Source organism: Streptomyces sp. NPDC039736, assembly GCF_055596485.1.
Genome location: NZ_JBVIUQ010000003.1, coordinates 807446 through 823923 on the forward strand (window position 1 = coordinate 807446; position 16478 = coordinate 823923).

Consider the following 16478-nt stretch of genomic DNA (forward strand, 5'->3'; position numbering starts at 1 on the left):
CGACAGCCCGCCCGTGGCAGCCCCCTTCGGCAGCCCGGCCCCCGCCTGCTCCGCTTCCCAAGGCAGACACCGAAGAGGGATCGTCCCTTGACCCGTTTGGCGGCAATGCGTCACTCGTGCTGGTGATGCCTGAGGGCCGCAGGAGTGGCGGACCCTGTGGCTGCCGCATCTCTTCCCTGACCGGCCGGCACTTGTCCGGCTGCCACCTGAAAGGAACTCTCGTGCTGCGTACGACCTTGGGCGTTTTGGCCGCTGCTTCGGCCCTGGCACTGGGCTTCAGCGGATCCGTCTCCGCCGCCCCGGTCCCGGTGACCGGTCTCAACTGCGACGGTGACACTTACAAGTGCACCGCCGACCTCCGGTTCGGCGACGGCAACTGGAAGGCGGACTGGGACGCCCGCGTCTACCACCAGAACCGCTCGGCCGACCACCGTGCCGCCGCCCCGGTTCCGGTCACGGGCGCCACCTGCGACGGTGACACCGGAAAGTGCCTGGCCGCTCTCAAGTTCGGTGACGGAAACTGGAAGGCGGAGTGGTCGGTCCGTGTCTTCCACCAGAACCGCTCGGCCGTAAACCGCGTGGCCGCCCCTGTTCCGGTGACGGGCCTGGCATGCGACGGTGACACCTATAAGTGCACGGCCGACCTCCGGTTCGGCGACGGCAACTGGAAGGCGGACTGGAACGTCAGGGTCTTCCACCAGGGCTAACGAGCCCGTGCATGGTAAGTGGTGAGATATCGAGGCTGCTCGTGTCGCACCATGGGGGGTGGTGGGGAACGTGGCTCGGGCAACGATCGCCAGCAACCGTCGGATTACCAGTCCGACGGCCGACGTGATCGGTGAACTCGTCGTTGGTGTCGGTCCGTTGTGACATGCCCGCCATCAGGCCAGGCGTGTCTCACGGCGGCGGAGCGAGCCGTGGGGGCCGGTGCGAAGCACCAGTTGGTGTTCGTCGACCGGCTGCCGGCCACCCTGGTCCACCTGCGTCATGGTGCCGCCCACGACGTGCTGGCCTGCTGGTTCGATGGGGACCACTCCACTGTCACCCGCACCGTCAACGAGGTGCGGCCCTTGCTCGCCGAGCGGGGCTGCACCGTCGTCCCCGGCCCCCGCCCGCGCACCCTCGCAGAGGCCGTCAACCACCTCGGCACCAGCAGAAAGACCGGGATCACCGACGGCACGGAAATCCGTGTCCGACGCCCCGCGGCCAAGAGCAGGGGCCGGGAGAAATCCATTCCCGGCAAGAACAAGCAGAACGCCGTGAAATCAATGGCGGTCACGGACGGCGAAGGGCACGTGCTGTGGTGCAGCCCGGCCTTGCCCGCAAGCTGCCCAGACATTACCCACGCCCGCCCGTTGGGCTTGGTCCAACTCGGGCGTCGTACGAACGGGCTGCGTCGTCATGCCGGCCACCCTTTCACGGAGATGCGGCAGTTGGAACTCACGTTCGATCCGCACTCGCGAACTTGCGACCGTGCGTCTGCCCGCCGGGCAGCAGGAGTGCCGGCACCAACCCGAGGGCGGCCAGTCCGGCCAGCACCGACAGGGTGGGGGTCAGTACGAACGCGTCCCGGAAGGCGGCGGACCTTGACGGCATCATGCTGGCGGCGACAGCGATACCGAAGACCGGGCCGATGTTCATGGCGGTTTGTTTGAGGCCGCCGACGACACCGGCGTACCCGGGCGGAGCGTCACCGACCACGGTTTCGGTGGTGGTGACCATCACGGTGGCGAACCCCGCCCCCAGCAGACCGAAGGCCACCCATGCCCCGGCCGGTCCGGCAGGTCCCGCGCCGGTCAGCGTCAGGGCCAGTGCCGCGAGGGCCGCGGATACCAGGGCGACACCCACGACCGCGGTACGGCACGCCCCGTACCGGCGCAGCGCCCTGCTCGCCACGGGTGCGCCGAGCACCATGAGCGCGGTCATCGGCATCACCCGCATTCCGCTGGCGAGCGCGTCCAGGCCCAGAACGTCCTGGAGGTGGAACGTCGTCGCGAACAGCGCCCCGAACATGGCTCCACCGCTGACCAATAGCATCACCATCGACGCGGTCACCGGCACCGATCGTGCCACCGCCGCCGGCACGATCGGGTACGCGGCCCTGTGTTCGTGCACCCCGAACCCGGCCGAGGCCACCGCCGCGACGGCGAGCCCGAACAAGGTTCGGGCCGCACCCCAGCCATACGCCGGCACCCCGGACAGCGTGTGCACCAGCACCGCGAGCGCGCCCGCGAGCAGGACCGCGCCGGTGAGGTCGAGGCGTTGCGGTCCTGCGGCGCGCGAAGACGGGACCGGCACCCGCAGGGCAAGGGTGAAGGCCGCGAGCAGGAGCGCGACCGGGACGTTGATCCAGAAGACGGCCTGCCAGCCGAAGTGCGCGACCAGCACCCCGCCGAGCAGCGGCCCCGTCGCCGCCGACACCCCGATCGCACTGGTACGCAGGGCGACTGCCCCGCCGAGCCGGTCCGCCGGGTACGCCAGCCGGAGCAGGGCAAGGGTTGCGGGCTGCAGCAGTGCTCCGAACATCCCCTGCGCGACCCGCAGCCCGATCACCCAGTGGACGTCCGGCGCGAGCGCGATACCGGCGGACACGGCGGCGAAGCCCAGAACGCCGACCAGGATGAGGTTTGTGTGCCCGTACCGGTCACCGAGCCGTCCTGCGACCACAAGCAGTGCGGCAACTGCCAGCAGATAGGCGGTACTTGTCCACTGAACCTGCGCGGTGCTCGCACCGAGGCCATGTTGCAGGGCGGGCTGCGCGACCAGCAGAACGGTCCCGTCGAGCGCGACGATGATGGCGCCGACCACGCTGACCAGGAGGGCGAGCAGGGACGCCGAGCGGGGCGTGGGCCCGGGGATCCGGCGGGGTTCAGCAGTACGGCTGCCGATCACATCGGTCATGCGGGGCGCCGGGTGCCCAGGTGGGCGTCGACAGCGCTCGTGACGAGCTGGTCCAACTGCTCCGAGGGCGGTTCGGACAGCGTGAGCTGGAGGCTTCCCCAGGTCCACAGTTGAGCGATTCCGTGCAGGTTGGCCCAGAGGGCGGCAGCTACCACGGCGGGCCGCACACCGCCCTGGCGCTCCGAAAGGCCTTCGGCGACGAGGTCGACGACGGTCGCCATGAGAGGCAGTGCGGACTCACGAAGCCGCGGCCGGTCCGCCAGGGTGGCCTCGGTTACCTCTGCTACCTCCATTGCCGCTGCTGCCTCTGCCCTCCCCGCGGTCTCTGCGCTCCCTGCTGCCTCCGCCGAACTGTCGAGCAGGTCGTGCCGGAACATCAGCTCGAACATGCCACGGTTCTCCAGCGCATAGCCGACGTACGCCCTCCCCAGCGCGACCAGCCGAACACGCGGCGACTCCCCCGCAACCACCGCCGCCTCGAACCGGGCACCGAGCTCCTCGAAGCCCCGGTGGGCGATCGCCGACAGCAGCGCGCGGTGGGTGGGGAAGTACCGGCGCGGCGCTCCGTGCGACACCCCGGCCCTGCGGGCGATCTCGCGCAGTCCCAGGGAGGCGGTTCCGCCGGTCGACACAAGTTCGGCACCGACCTCGATCAATCGCTCACGCAGGGAGGGCCGCAGCTGTCCCGCCGAAGGTTCCGAACGCTGTTCCGTTGGCATGGACAGTGTCTATCAAGCAGACGTAGACACTGTCTACTCCGCCTGGACCAGGCGTCAAGATCGAGCAGCGGGACTCCGGCCTCAGGCATCCCGTTCGAGGAATGGGGCCAGCAGGTGCGGCACCGCCTCCTCCGCGACGGCAAGGCCTTCCTGCACGCTCACGTCACGGATGCGGTACGCCCCCGAGCCCGCAGCGGTCGTCGCCGCCAGCGTGAGAAGCCCCGCCCGGCGCTGGGACGGCGATCGGGAGACCGTCCAGCCGATGATCCCGTCCCGCCGGAGCGCCACCGTACGACGGACAAAGATGCCGGAACGGCTGATCAGGTATGGGCCGTCCACGGCGTGTCCGAGGCTGCGGAAAGCCCCGTACGCACAGGCCGTCGCAACCGGCAGGAGGACAAGACCGGTGATCCAGCCCGCGTGGACGAGGACCGGCGTGAGCCAGGCGCCCGGAACTGCCAGCAAAACGACGGCAGTTGCCGCGACTCCGAAGGCGCGACCGACCCGGCGGCGCAGCGCGGCCCGTGGATGCGGCACGAGTACGGCAACCAGCGGCGGACCCGAGCCCCGTACCGCTCCCGTTACCGCAGTCTGTCCGGACAGGACTTCGACCGCGATCCGGTGCGCCTCGGCGAGCGGCACAGCCGGGGTGAGACGGCTGCGGCTGCGGTTCTCGTCCGCGTCGCCGAGACCGCTCGCCACCGCGTGGAGGTGGGCGCCGCCGGCCGGCCGGAGCAGCAGGGGCTCAGAAAGCTGGAGCCCGCGCAGCCGGCTTTCCTCCAGGGTGACGGAGCGGCTAATCAGCAGTCCGCGCCGGATCCGGAGCAACCCGCCATCCTCGCGGTCCAGCCGGTACCCGCTCCAGCCCTCGACGAAGGTGGCGAGTGATCCGATGACACCCACCGTCACGACGAGCAGGACCACCAGCAGGATCCCGAGCCAGAGCGGAACGGCCCCGAAGCGGTCTTCGACGTATGCGACGAAGTCCTTGACGAGGCCGAGTTCGAGAGGGTCGACCTTCATCTCGTGCAGCGTTCGATAGACGGTGCCGACGGCCGCGAACACGCCGCCCACGCCCCAGACGGTAAGCGGCGCGTACCGCAGCCAGGACCGGTCGAGCACGGCGATCGGCTCACCGCTCCCTCCGGCACGGATGCCGGCTGTGACCGCTGCCCCGGTCCCGGCCCCGCGGTCCACATCGGCGTTGGCGTTGGCGTTAGGGCCGGGGACGGCCTCGCCAGCCCGGCGTGCCACAAGGCGTGCCCGTACCGCTTCCGCGTCCGTCCTGCTCAATCCGTCCAGGGACAGACCTCCGCCCGACGTGCCACCACCCGCCGTTCCGCCGCCCTGACCACCGGTGCCGATCACCAGCGTGGTGAGGCCGAAGACGCGGTGCAGCGGTTTCGCGGTCAGGTCGATACCGCGAACGCGGTCGAGAGGGATCGAACGACGGCTGCGGAGCAGTAGTCCGGTACGGAACTCCAGCCGGTCGGCCCCGGTGATCCGGTAGCGAGTGGTGAGCAGCCGCAGCAGACCGATGCCTGCGACCACCAGGCAGGTCACCAGGAACGAGCCGAGGGCGATGAGGATGTGAGGGCCCGGTCGGCCTCCGGCTACCAGCAGGGCGGCCCCGAACGAGGCTGCCGGCGCGGCCAGCACGCTCAGGTTGACCAGCAGCAGCCGGGAGTCGAGCCGCCGCCACTGGGCTTCCCCGGCGCTCTCCCCGGAGCCCGGCCCCGCCGTGTGTACCGTACGGACCTCGCTCATGCCGCATCCTCCGGTACGGCCTGCGCGCCGCGGGCCAGCTGCTCGACCAGGTCGGCGGCGACCCGGCGGTCCAGCCCCTTGATCTTCACAGCGCCGGCGGCGGAGGCGCTGCTCACGGTGATCCCGGACAGCCCGAACAACTGCTGGAGCGGCCCCCGAACGGTGTCCACGGTCTGGATCCGGGACACCGGAACCACCCGCCACCTCTGCCAGAGCCAGCCGGACGCCGCGTAGACGGCCTCGTCGGTGATCTCCCAGCGGTGCACCCGGTAGCGCCACGCCGGCATAACGGCCAGGTAGGCCAGGCCCGGGGGCAACGCGGCGAGGAAGAGCGGGCCGAAGACAAAACGGGTCGGCGGGATGAGGAGGTGAAGCAGCCCGAAGACCAGTGGCAGCGGGAAGGCGAACAAGGATGCCTGGAGGGTCCACCAGCCGAACGCCCGCTTCTCGACGCGGTGCCGGGGAGGCCGCAGTCGCCACCCGGCTTGACCGGCCTGCCCCTTCCGATCAGCCTGTGTGCTCTGCGCGACCTGCGCGCTGTGCTCGGCCCGACCCGGCTGACTGGCCTGCCCCGTCTGGGCGTTCTGGCTCACCACGTGCTGTTCCCCCGCTGCTCCGACGATCTTCCTTTCCACCGTAGAGACGTCGCGGACGCGTGGGTTCCACCGACCGGTGGAGCGGGCTGTCCACCGGTCGGTGGACAGATGGTAGGAGTGATCCGTGCATATTCACGCTCAACGGAACCCGCCACCGGAGACCTCGGCTGCCGTACCCGACCCGGGTCACCCCAACCCGTGCGGCTCCAATCCGGATGGCTCCGGCCCGGGTGGCCCCGTCCCTCCTCGCTCTGGCTCCGCCGTGTCCCGTTGGCCCGGCCTCTGGGACGGTTTCTTCGCCGTCTCGTACCTTGTCGTCACGGCGCTTCTCCTCTTCGTCTCCGACGGAACGACCGTGCACCGAGCCGTCTCTCTCGGGGCGTTGACGGCGATCATCCCCTGGTACGTCCTTTTCGGCCGGTGCCGGGCAGCGCGGACCGGCCGGCGGGAGAAGGGCACACGCCACTTCGCCTCCGCCCTCGTGCCCCTCCTGCTGTTCGCCGTGGCCGGATACTTCGACCTGTCCGCTTCGTTCGCGCTGTTCGCGGTGACCCCCATGCTCATGATGGGTCTGCCGCTGACCCGGTCCTTTGGTCTCACCACGCTCGCCCACCTGTGGCCGTGCGCCGTGGTGTGGCTGGACGGCGGCGCGTTCGAACCGGACGTCATCGCCATGCTGCCGATCTGCCTCCTCGGCCTCGCCCTGTCGGTCCTGCTCACCCTCTGGATCACCCGAGTCGTACAACAGAGCACAGAGCGCGCCGAGCTGATCGAGGAGCTGCGCCGCAGCCGGGAGAACGCCTCGCGCCTGTCCCACGAGGCAGGAGTGTCCGCCGAACGCGAGCGTCTCGCACGTGAGATCCACGACACCCTCGCCCAGGGCCTCGCGAGCATCATCAGTCTCCTCCAGGCCGTCGACGCGACAGCGCCGGACAACCCCGAACTGAACCGCCGCCACCTGGAATTGGCCGAACGCGTGGCTCGCGAGAGCCTGGCCGAGGCCCGCGGTTTTATCACCGGCCTCACTCCGCCGCCGCTGCGCGAGAGTTCCCTTCTCCAGGCAATTCGCCGGCAGGGCCAGCTCCTCGCAGCGGAAACGGGCCTGGACGTGCGGTGCGTGACCGAAGGGCCGGAGCGTGAGCTCGCCACCACCACCAGCGTGGTGCTGCTGCGCACCACTCAGGAGGCACTGGCGAACATACGCAAGCACGCGGGGCCGCTGGCCCGCCGGGTGGATGTGCACCTGTCGTACACCGAGGACTCCGTCCGCCTCACCGTCCACGACGACGGCAAGGGCTTTGCTGCCGACAACGCCCCCGTCGCCCCCCGGCGCCCGGCGGCCGCTCCCGCGCCGGGCGGTTATGGCCTGCCCGGGGTGCGGGCGCGTGCCCAACAAGCCGGTGGCACGGCGACCCTCGACAGTCGCGCCGACCGGGGCACCACTCTCACCGTGACACTTCCGCTGACCCCGGCGGCCGTACGGATACCGGAGGCCACTCATGCCTGAGGATTCGCCGATCCACGTCCTGCTCGCCGACGACCATCCCGTCGTACGGGAGGGTCTGTGCGCCATCCTCGAAACGGCGGACGGTGTTCGCGTCGTCGGACAGGCCGCTTCCGGCGAGGAAGCGGCACTACTGGCCGCCCGGCTCCTGCCGGATGTCGTGCTGCTCGATCTGCGGATGGGCGACGGCCCGGACGGAGTCGCCACGACCCGGCTGATCCTGCGGGAGTCGCCTCGCAGCAGGGTCGTCATCGTGACGACGTACGAGGACGACGCGGACGTCCTTCGTGCGGTGGAGGCGGGAGCATCAGGCTACCTCCTCAAGGGCACCGCCCGGGACGACCTGGTGCGGGCGGTCCGCGCGGCGGCCCGTGGCGAGACGGTCCTGACCCCGTCCCTCGCCCCGAAGCTCTTCCGCGCCAGGTCCACGGAACCTCCGCTCCTCTCGGACCGCGAACGCACCGTACTGCGCCTGGTCGGCGACGGACTGACAAACGCGGACATCGGCCGTCGGCTGTTCATCGGCGAAGCGACGGTGAAGACCCACCTGCTGCGCTCGTTCAAGAAGCTCTCGGTCTCCGACCGGACGTCGGCCGTGCTCCGGGCGCTCGAACTCGGTCTGCTCTCCGAAGGCCCGCGCCCAGGTGGAGGAGGCGCAGGAACGTCGCGCCGTCCTGGCGCAGGAGTACACCTGGCTTGAGACCATGCGCGCCCAGGCCGCAACCGCCCACGCCACCCGCGCTGAAGTTCCGGCCGCCGACGATTACCTTCTCCACCGCCCCGACTGGGACCAGGCGGAGCTGCTTGCCCGTGACGGCGGGCACTTCATGGGGTCGGACCTGTCCTGGCCGGAGCTCATTGCGGCTGCGGACAACGTGCTACCTGGCGGCAGCATCACTGATCCGCAGTCCGCCTGCTGCCGGTGCTCGGGGACAACGCGGTACTAGATGCTGCCTTTGGCCCCCTGGCGGGCGCGCTGTGCGCCCGCACCGGCGTATTGGATTCCGGGCTTTTCGCCGCTGCTCTCCCGGAGGATCAAGGGGTCCCCAGCCCCGCGTCCTGGACGACAACCGGACACGCCTTCTCCGTCAACAACGGCGCGTACTCCTTCCGCAGCCCTGCCAACCGCTTCGCGCTGTCGGCCAGCCGCCTGGCCCGGGTGGCCGGCGCGCTGGCATCCTGACCGTGCACCCCACCACTAGTGACGCGGTGACATCCGGATCGAGGACGTCACCCGGTACGCGTCGTAGGTGCGTTCCGGACGAGGCGCCGAAGCGGGGCGCTACAAGCGGAGGGCGAACGGTTCATGCCCGGGCGGTGGAGAGCCAGGGCCTGGGTCGCGGTGTCCAGAGCCCGGCGCCATTTGCCGACGCCGGCCCAGTGGCGGGCGAGGTGCTGCAGGGTCAGTTTCTCGAGGGTTCGGCCGCCGGCCTGACGCGCCGGGTGCAGTGTCCGCTCGCATCAGTGTGCGGCCTCCTCCTGGCTGCCTAGCGCCGCTTGTGCCATGGCCAGCACGATCAGGGCGTTCGCCTCAGCCACCGCGTCACCTGTCCGGGAGGCGAATGTGCGGGCGGCCCGTAAATGGGTGAGTGCCTCCGGGACGTGTCCTTCCTGGGTCAGGACCCAGCCGAGCACATTGGCTATCCGTGACGCGCCGTGCTGGTCGGCATCGGCCCGGGCGGCTTCGAGCGCGGTCTCAAGGAACGGAGCCCAGCCGTCGCGCACGCGCCACACGACCAGCGGCCACAGCGTCAGGGCGATTCGCCAGGTCCGCTCGTGCAGTGCGGCGGCGTGCGCCGCGGCAACCGCCAGGATCAGGTCGTCCCTCTCGGCCGCGTACCAGGCCACGGCGGCGGACCGGTCGGGGAACTCCCGTACGGCGGCGGGGAGCAGACAGTCCTCGACAGCTCGGAATAGGCGAGAGAACAGGAAGCCGCCACGGAGCATGCGGCCTCACGGAAATCCTCTGACGTCGCTGGGCCCGGCGCGCGGCTGTTCCTCAGCGGTGCTTCATGCCGATGCCGGACCCGAAGACCACCGCTCCAACCGCCTCTACGCCGCAGCCCGCCGCCCCGGCCGCTCCCGCGCCCACTTCCTCCTCCGCCTCCGGCCTCGCCGAGACCGGCGGAAACGACCACACCCCACTGCTCGTCGGCACCGCCGCGGCTCTGCTCCTCACGGGCGGCGCGACCACGGTCGCCCTGCGCCGCCGCAAGGGCCGCAACCGGGCCTGACTCATGGAGACGGCCGCACTCCTCGGCACCCGCAGCCCCGCCGAGACCGTCGCCGCCACGTTCCGCGAGTGCCCGGTCCGTCACCGCGAGCTGCGCGCCCTGAGGTTCAGAACCGGTCCTGCCCGTCGACCTTCCCGCCAAGGACCTCGTCCGTCTGGCGAAAGCCCGCTGGCGCATCGAGCACGACTACCGCGAACTCAAGACGGCCTTGGGCCTGGACCATTTCGAGGGCCGCTCGTTCATCGGCTGGCACCGCCACGTCACCCTCGTCACCGCCGCCCACCTGTTCCTGACCGAACAGGTGGGCCTGCCCAAAAGCCCCTGCCAGGGCCTGACCCCCTATCAGGCCCTGGATCTTCTTCAGCACCTCATCGCCACCTGGACCGGGACCTGCCCCACCTGCCGACAACCCACCTGGCAGCCTTACGACACCACCTAACCAAGCACTGCTAGATTCCCAGCCCTACGCCTCCGCTGCCGTTGAGTTCGGTGGTGGGTGGGTAGAGGATTTTGTGGCGCAGGTCTTGAGGCATGCTGAGACTGGCCGTGCCGGTGCTGGCCACGCTCAGCAGCGCGGCGGTGTGCTCGGGGGGCTCAGGGTCGACGACCAACCGGAAACGACCGCCGCGCCGGTCGAGGTAGCCGAGCACGACACCGTCATGACCCGTTACCGACCGCGGCACCGTGCGCACAGTCCCGTACACCGCGAGGCCGATGAGCAGCAGGCCAGCGCTGACCGCCACTGCGACTGGTGCTCCTGAGGTTCCCTCCGCCCACCCGATCAGCGACGCGAGCAGCAGGATCGGCATGATCAACAGCGAGGACTGCAGCGCCTCCAGGGCATTGGTCAGGGCCCGGTGCAGATGTTCCTCCGTCACCATCTTCAGCGCTGCAAGCCGGGCGGTAGCCTGCCTGACTGCTGTGGATTTCGCCGCGACCCTGATCGCGCGGGCCGGGTCGTGGGTGCCGTGTTTGCGCCACGCGGCCATCGCTGCGTCCTCCACTGCGTCACGGGGGGCGTAACCAGCGGCCGGCGGCGTCCGGACACCGTCCGGGGACGAGCCGAGGAACACGCGGGAGAGCGCCGTCAGTATCACCCGTTCCCGGCTGCTCAGGGCCGCCCGCTCATAGAGCGTCACCAGTAACTCCTCGACCGGAGCCGCCGTCGGCAGGCGGCGGATACGGTGCGCAGCGGTGAACGTGAACGCCACACAGACGGCCACCATCAAACCGGCGATCGCGGACAAAATTATCCAGACCATCTGCTCCCCCTGGGTCTGCGGTATTTGTCCGCACAGAGTGACAGAAGGAGGACATTGGGCCAACGATCCTGCGGGAGAGCCAGAGGAAATGACTGAGTCCCGTCCCGTTTCTCTGTCCACGCGGCCAAGCCATTTCTAGGGCCTCTCTCTTTGGCTCCACGTTGATCGGGCCACGTGCGAGGGTGGTGGTCATGCCGCAGCTTGGTCACCGCCTCCGGTCCCTCAAATTCGCGTTCGGACTTGCTCCGACAAGCTTCGCGGCATGCCTGGAAACAGGCGGCTCAGTCCTGGAGCACGCCCTGGCGAATGAGGCGACGCTCTGTGGCATCCCTCGGCGTCAGGTAACGGTCTATCGGCATCTGTTTGTCTCGAAGAGGTCTGGGAGGTGCTCGGACTGCCGGATGAGGGCAGTCGACGCTCTGTCCAAGCCCTGAATCAGGGCTACCTTGGCGAACGGCCGTCCTCAGTCCTCCCACAGCGCGTCCAGATCAAGATTGCTGCGAGGTGAAGTGCGCCCTCGTAGGCGATGGCGAGCTTGTCCATTCGCACGGCCAGGCCGCGCCACTGCTTGAGACGGTTGATGCACCGCTCGACAGAATTGCGCTGCTTGTATGCCTCCGCGTCGAAGCCGGGTGGACGACCGCCGGTGCGCATTACATCGACGCCGCAGTGACGGCGCCTCCTGGGCCGGGGGCGGCCGCTGTGCCGGCCCTCGATCCGGCTAAGACCCGCCGGGTGCTGACAGTGCTCGCCCGCTACCTGCACGCCAACGAGGCCGGCCGCACCGAGCAGGGCCGGGTCCTGTCCTCCAGCGACCTCGTCCTGCACGACCTGTGGCCGCTCGCCAAAGCACGAGACGTCCGTTTACAGGAGGCGCTTCTGACAGTCCTGCTGAACTGCGGCGCGTGGGTCGCCTTCGGTTGGGCGCTGCCCGAGCAGCCCTCCAGGTTGTGGATGCACCTCACCGGCGCCCTACTCCTCGTGATGGCCCTGTCGTGCGCGGAGGCAGTGCTGTGGCCGGTCCCACGCCCGCTGCGCATGCCCAGACTGAGCACCGTTTTCAGGCTGCGGAGTGTTGCGGAAGAGCTGACCGCGACGGTCTTGGAGCTGCCTCCCTTAGGAGCCGTGGGCGGGGCCTACTTCGCGGCCCGGGGCGAGATGCGCTCAGGTGTCTTGGCCGGGGCGGGTTACGGCGGCGCGGTCGGCCTGGCGTACGGGCTGGTGTTCGCCCTGATCATGTGCCTGTCCATGAACAGCCATGTCCCCAGAACCGATCCGGGCTCCCCGCTGCGCGGCGACCTGGTGGGCGGGCTTGTTGCTGGAGCGCTGTTCGGCACGACGACCGGGCTGGTCTACAGGCTCGTCGCCGATCCTGAGGCGGCCCTGGCGACCGGGCCGGCGTCCGGCCTCGCACTCGGCTTAGGAGGCCGGGCCTGGACGCGCTACACCATCTTCCGTCTGCACGTGCGGGGGCAACTCCTCTGGAAACTGGCCAGCTTTCTCCGGCGGTGCCAGCAGGCCGGCCTACTGCGCACGGCCGGACCGGCCTGGCAATTCCGGCACAGGGAGCTCCACGAGCACCTGGCCGTAACTCCGCCACCCTGACGCGTGAACAGGGGGCGCTCCCGCAGGAGACTCAGCTCCTCGCGTCCGAGCGGAACGTGCTTGCCCTCCACGTCGACCGCGAGCACCTCGCCCCTCGCCGGGTGCACGAGATGGATCCCGTACTCCGCGAAGAGTTCTGTCTGCTCCGTGAAGACCCAGGTGGCCGCTGATTCCCGGTACCAGCGGATGTAACCGTCAGCCATCAACTGCATCCTGCCGCGGTACAGAGGTAGGCGTATTCGTCTCCAACGACCTTCTTGGCCTGCTTGATCACGCACTTCGAGGGGTTTGTCCGCCGACTGGCAACAAGTAGCAAATGGCCTGCACGACCGTCCTTGCAACGGCGTATCCACGGTTCGTCGAGGCCGGTCAGCTACCCGCCGACGGAGTGCAGACGTCCAGTGCGCACGGGCCGAATTGGAGCATGGCCCTCTTGTCTGTCCTGCCGCTCGGCGTCCCTGACGACGACCGCACCGTCCGAAGGTTCGGCGACGTACTCCCAGGTGTACCGGGCGGGTTCGTCCGGATTCGGCTCCAGTCCGTGGGGCCTGCGGGCATAATCGCGGGTGCCGAGACCGCAGGTGAGAGGGGAGACCACCCGTGATATGCAGGACCGCCGCGACGCGCACGTCGTACCGGCCGTTGGCCGCCGCCGTCGCATCGGTGTTCGCGCTGCTCGCCCTCACCGCGTGCGGCGCCACCCACGTCGGCGCCGGCGGAATGGGTACGACAGCTACGGCCGCCGTCGCCTCTCCGACAGCGCCCGCTCCCGCTCCTGTGGACACCGCCGCCAAGGCTGCTCATGACAAGGCGTTCCCGGACGTGGCGGCCCGTTGCGACGAGGCCCGCCGCACCCCTCCGCCCGACGGGCCCGCCAAATCCGAGCCGCGGCCCAGCGACTCCGAGGCCGCCAAGTACGCCGAGAACCACGCCTTCAAGCGGCAGGCACGTCTGTCGTCGGAGGCGCGCTGCCGAGGTGAGGCCCACGCGCAGCGCATCAGGCAGGCACTCACCGGCCCGGGCGCCAAGCCCCCCGCGAACGAGGCCGGCCTCGCCGCCGCCCTCGTCCGGCTCGGTTATGAAGTCGATTCCGGGAGTGTCCACCGCATCGGTGGCACCCTCGGCTTCTCCTCCTTCGTCCCCGGGACCGGTCCTTGTGTCACCGGACGGCTGGGCAGCCCGGCCACGTTCGAGGCCCATGGGGTGTACCTGGAAGGCGGTTGCACGAAGCCACAAGGCGGTCACTGAGGCGGTGGGCCGCGTGGAAGGGGCCCTCTTCAGCAGCTGGGCGGAACGAACTTCCGCCCAGCGGCAACTGCTTTGTTCGTTCCCGGTATTGCCGTGGAATGCCTACCCTGCCCCCAGCCCCATCGGTCCAACATCAAGGGCAGAAACCTGGCGGTCGTCCACCTTCCCTGGCCATCAGTCCATCTGGCCGGGCTGGACGAACACCAGGTCAGACGCTGGACGTCCTGGCACCACTGGGTCACCCTCACGATGCTCGCCCATGCCTTCCTGGCCACAGCCACAGCCACAGCCACCGCACGCGACCACGGCCACCGCCCGGCCCCGGGCGAGCTGATTCCGTTGACTTGCGACGGGCCCAAACACCTGTTCGCCGCACTGGCCATCACCGTTTGCCCAGCCGCACATCACCTCGGGTGGTCCGCCTGGCGACGATGCCATCAAGCCCGGGCCTGCCACTACGAACAGCAGGCCGCCCATCAACGACGAAGATCACGATCTACAGGGGACCGGACGCCCTTGACGGGCCTCGCCGGCTCTCATCACGACCAAGCGAGCGGCCCTGGAACCCACGGAGTCCGCCAGTGGCCGCCGTCTGGCCGTGATGGCGGAGTCTCGGCTTCGGTCGCCCGAACCGGGGTGGGCACGTAGACATCCCCGTCGGCGGACAACTCATCGAGGACGGGTCGTACCGCGGCCCTGTGCCGATGGCATGCGTTCCCGCCGGGCGGCCGGACCCCGTGCCCGGCGTCGGCGGGCGGGGACAGCGGCCCCGTACGGCGCAGGTGGAGGGGGCTGTCGGGGGCGCCCATGCGGTCCGGAGCGGGGGGAAGTCTCGCAAATTCCTTAGCTCTTTTCCTGCTTCGCTGGCCCCTCCGTGAAATCGAAGGGGTATGGGATGGCCAAGCGCGCACTGATTACTGGTGTCACCGGGCAGGACGGGTCGTATCTGGCGGAGCACCTGCTTTCCTTGGGGTATCGGGTCTGGGGACTGACCAGGGGGCAGGCGAACCCGCGAAAGGACCGAGTCAGCCGACTGGTCCCGGACCTCGAATTCGTGCACGGCGATCTGATGGACCAGGGCTCCCTGGTCACGGCGGTCAATGCCGTGCAGCCGGACGAGGTCTACAACTTGGGGGCGATTTCGTTCGTTCCGATGTCCTGGCAGCAGCCGGAACTGGTCACCGAAGTCAACGGGACCGGAGTTCTGCGGATGCTGGAGGCGATCCGGATCGTCAGCGGGCTGACCAAGCCGTCGGCGAACGGCGTCGTCGACGGACAGATCCGCTTCTACCAGGCATCGTCGTCCGAGATGTTCGGCATGGTGACGCAGTCGCCGCAGAGTGAGACGACCTCCTTCCACCCGCGTAGCCCGTACGGCGTGGTGAAGACGTACGGTCATTACATGACTCGCAATTACCGGGAGTCCTATGGCATGTACGCCGCGTCCGGAATTCTGTTCAACCACGAGTCGCCTCGACGTGGCGCGGAGTTCGTGACCAGGAAGATCTCGCTCGCCGTGGCGCAGATAAAGCTCGGCCTCCAGGAGAAGCTGAGCCTCGGAAATCTCGATGCGGTGCGCGACTGGGGATTCGCGGGGGACTACGTCCGCGCCATGCACCTCATGCTCCAGCAGGATCAGCCGGACGATTACGTGGTCGGTACGGGGCAGATGTACTCGGTGCGCGACGCGGCCAGGATCGCCTTCGAATGCGTGGGTCTGAATTGGGAGGACTACGTGTACGTGGACCCCGGCCTCGTGCGTCCCGCCGAGGTGGAGACCCTGTGCGCCGACTACTCCCACGCCCGTAAGCACCTGGGCTGGGAACCGCGGGTGGAATTCCCGGAACTCATGCGGATGATGGTGGAGTCGGATCTGAAGCAAGCCCGTCTGGTGAGCGAGCAGCGCGCGGAACTCTCGGGGGCGAGCTGGTAGCGGGCGGCGCCAGGACCTCGCACCGGGCCGACGGGCAGCCGGGGACTCCACCCCGTGCTCGTCGGCTCAGTGCGATCGAAGCGGAGGCGGTCGTCGGGAGCGGGAGTTCAGGGACGTCGCGAGAGCGTGAGCACCGCCATGGCTATCGCGGTGCCTTCGCGGCCGAGGTGGCGGGCGTAGCGCCTCAGCATCTCGTTCTCACGGGCCAGCGGCGTCATCGGCCGGCCCGAAGCCCGGCCGATCCGCTGAGCGTTGCGGGCCTGCCGTGATCGCTGCAGGATCAGAGCGATGAGCTGGTCGTCGAGCGCGTCGAGCGCGTCGAGCGCGTTCAGCTCGGTGTGCTCGTTCGACTCGTGCGGGTTGTCGCGTTCACGGGGCTCGTGCGGCTCAACGGCGTCGGTGGAACGTTCGGGCCTGGAGCAGCCCTCCACGGTTTCGGACATGCCACCGATCCTGTCTCCGGACCGTTCCGTAAACCCCTAGAGCGACAGCGGTGCCGTGAGGCGCGCAAACGCCGTGGTACCGCCGGGGACCGGTGCGCGACCGGGGCTCCGGCCCCCGCCGCCGCCCCGCGCTTCGGCTCTCCGTTCAGGACTAGGGGTTTTCCTGGCGGCGCAGCCCCGAGACTTGCCGCTGGTCTGCAGGTATGTGCGCTTTGCAGCGCCTGATCCCCTGCTGTCCGCCGGTCTTCCAGATGGGTTGAGTTGAT

The 16478-nt window shown here is 69.3% G+C and carries 14 protein-coding genes and 3 pseudogenes; 9 read left to right on the forward strand and 8 right to left on the reverse strand.

The annotated features are described in order from the left end of the window. Positions 1 to 221 precede the first annotated feature (221 nt). Positions 222 to 707, forward strand: coding sequence for a hypothetical protein (locus tag ACZ56L_RS13125; protein WP_345227059.1), 486 nt, complete (start codon positions 222 to 224; stop codon positions 705 to 707). Positions 708 to 944: 237 nt separating this feature from the next. Next, positions 945 to 1310 (forward strand): annotated as a pseudogene (locus tag ACZ56L_RS13130) (helix-turn-helix domain-containing protein); the annotation flags it as partial. A gap of 130 nt (positions 1311 to 1440) precedes the next feature. Here the strand turns inward: ACZ56L_RS13130 and ACZ56L_RS13135 are convergent. The 4 genes from ACZ56L_RS13135 to ACZ56L_RS13150 form a co-directional block, all read right to left on the reverse strand. Further along, positions 1441 to 2892, reverse strand: a complete 1452-nt coding sequence (locus ACZ56L_RS13135; protein ID WP_471063860.1) for an MFS transporter — start codon at positions 2890 to 2892, stop codon at positions 1441 to 1443. A gap of 5 nt (positions 2893 to 2897) precedes the next feature. Next, a complete protein-coding gene (locus ACZ56L_RS13140; protein WP_471063779.1) occupies positions 2898 to 3620 on the reverse strand; it encodes a TetR/AcrR family transcriptional regulator in 723 nt (240 codons plus the stop codon). 81 nt (positions 3621 to 3701) lie between these two features. Further along, positions 3702 to 5387, reverse strand: a complete 1686-nt coding sequence (locus ACZ56L_RS13145) for a PH domain-containing protein (RefSeq protein ID WP_471063781.1) — start codon at positions 5385 to 5387, stop codon at positions 3702 to 3704. Beyond that, positions 5384 to 5860 carry a PH domain-containing protein gene (locus ACZ56L_RS13150; RefSeq protein ID WP_468692940.1) on the reverse strand — a complete coding sequence of 159 codons (477 nt, stop codon included), beginning with the start codon at positions 5858 to 5860 and terminating at the stop codon, positions 5384 to 5386. Before ACZ56L_RS13150 ends, ACZ56L_RS13145 begins: the two co-directional genes overlap by 4 nt. A 385-nt stretch (positions 5861 to 6245) precedes the next feature. Between ACZ56L_RS13150 and ACZ56L_RS13155 the strand changes: the two genes are divergently transcribed. Both ACZ56L_RS13155 and ACZ56L_RS13160 read left to right on the forward strand, forming a co-directional pair. Next, a complete protein-coding gene (locus ACZ56L_RS13155) occupies positions 6246 to 7490 on the forward strand; it encodes a sensor histidine kinase (protein ID WP_471063783.1) in 1245 nt (414 codons plus the stop codon). Next, positions 7483 to 8187, forward strand: coding sequence for a response regulator (locus ACZ56L_RS13160; RefSeq protein WP_471063785.1), 705 nt, complete (start codon positions 7483 to 7485; stop codon positions 8185 to 8187). The genes ACZ56L_RS13155 and ACZ56L_RS13160 overlap by 8 nt, the downstream gene beginning before the upstream one ends. A 761-nt stretch (positions 8188 to 8948) precedes the next feature. Here the strand turns inward: ACZ56L_RS13160 and ACZ56L_RS13165 are convergent. Further along, a complete protein-coding gene (locus ACZ56L_RS13165) occupies positions 8949 to 9434 on the reverse strand; it encodes a hypothetical protein (protein ID WP_471063787.1) in 486 nt (161 codons plus the stop codon). 65 nt (positions 9435 to 9499) lie between these two features. Between ACZ56L_RS13165 and ACZ56L_RS13170 the strand changes: the two genes are divergently transcribed. Together ACZ56L_RS13170 and ACZ56L_RS13175 are read left to right on the forward strand one after the other, a co-directional pair. Beyond that, a complete protein-coding gene (locus tag ACZ56L_RS13170; protein ID WP_468692918.1) occupies positions 9500 to 9721 on the forward strand; it encodes an LAETG motif-containing sortase-dependent surface protein in 222 nt (73 codons plus the stop codon). A gap of 139 nt (positions 9722 to 9860) precedes the next feature. Beyond that, positions 9861 to 10040 (forward strand): annotated as a pseudogene (locus ACZ56L_RS13175) (transposase); the annotation flags it as partial. Between the two features lie 130 nt (positions 10041 to 10170). On the opposite strand, the gene ACZ56L_RS13180 reads toward ACZ56L_RS13175, so the two are convergent. Beyond that, positions 10171 to 10983: a hypothetical protein gene (locus ACZ56L_RS13180; RefSeq protein WP_471063789.1), complete on the reverse strand. Its 813-nt coding sequence runs from the start codon at positions 10981 to 10983 to the stop codon at positions 10171 to 10173. Between the two features lie 441 nt (positions 10984 to 11424). Beyond that, a pseudogene (locus ACZ56L_RS13185) lies at positions 11425 to 11836 on the reverse strand (hypothetical protein); the annotation flags it as partial. Positions 11837 to 12108: 272 nt separating this feature from the next. Between ACZ56L_RS13185 and ACZ56L_RS13190 the strand changes: the two are divergent. From ACZ56L_RS13190 to ACZ56L_RS13200, 3 genes are all read left to right on the forward strand, one after another. Next, a complete protein-coding gene (locus ACZ56L_RS13190; RefSeq protein WP_471063791.1) occupies positions 12109 to 12588 on the forward strand; it encodes a hypothetical protein in 480 nt (159 codons plus the stop codon). Between the two features lie 600 nt (positions 12589 to 13188). Beyond that, on the forward strand, positions 13189 to 13836 hold the full coding sequence (locus ACZ56L_RS13195; protein WP_471063793.1) for a hypothetical protein: 648 nt from the start codon (positions 13189 to 13191) through the stop codon (positions 13834 to 13836). Between the two features lie 895 nt (positions 13837 to 14731). Then, entirely contained in the window at positions 14732 to 15769 is a 1038-nt protein-coding gene (locus ACZ56L_RS13200; protein ID WP_380837133.1) for a GDP-mannose 4,6-dehydratase, read from the forward strand. A gap of 107 nt (positions 15770 to 15876) precedes the next feature. Here the strand turns inward: ACZ56L_RS13200 and ACZ56L_RS13205 are convergent, their stop codons facing one another. Further along, positions 15877 to 16212: a chorismate mutase gene (locus ACZ56L_RS13205; RefSeq protein ID WP_471063795.1), complete on the reverse strand. Its 336-nt coding sequence runs from the start codon at positions 16210 to 16212 to the stop codon at positions 15877 to 15879. Positions 16213 to 16478 lie beyond the last annotated feature (266 nt).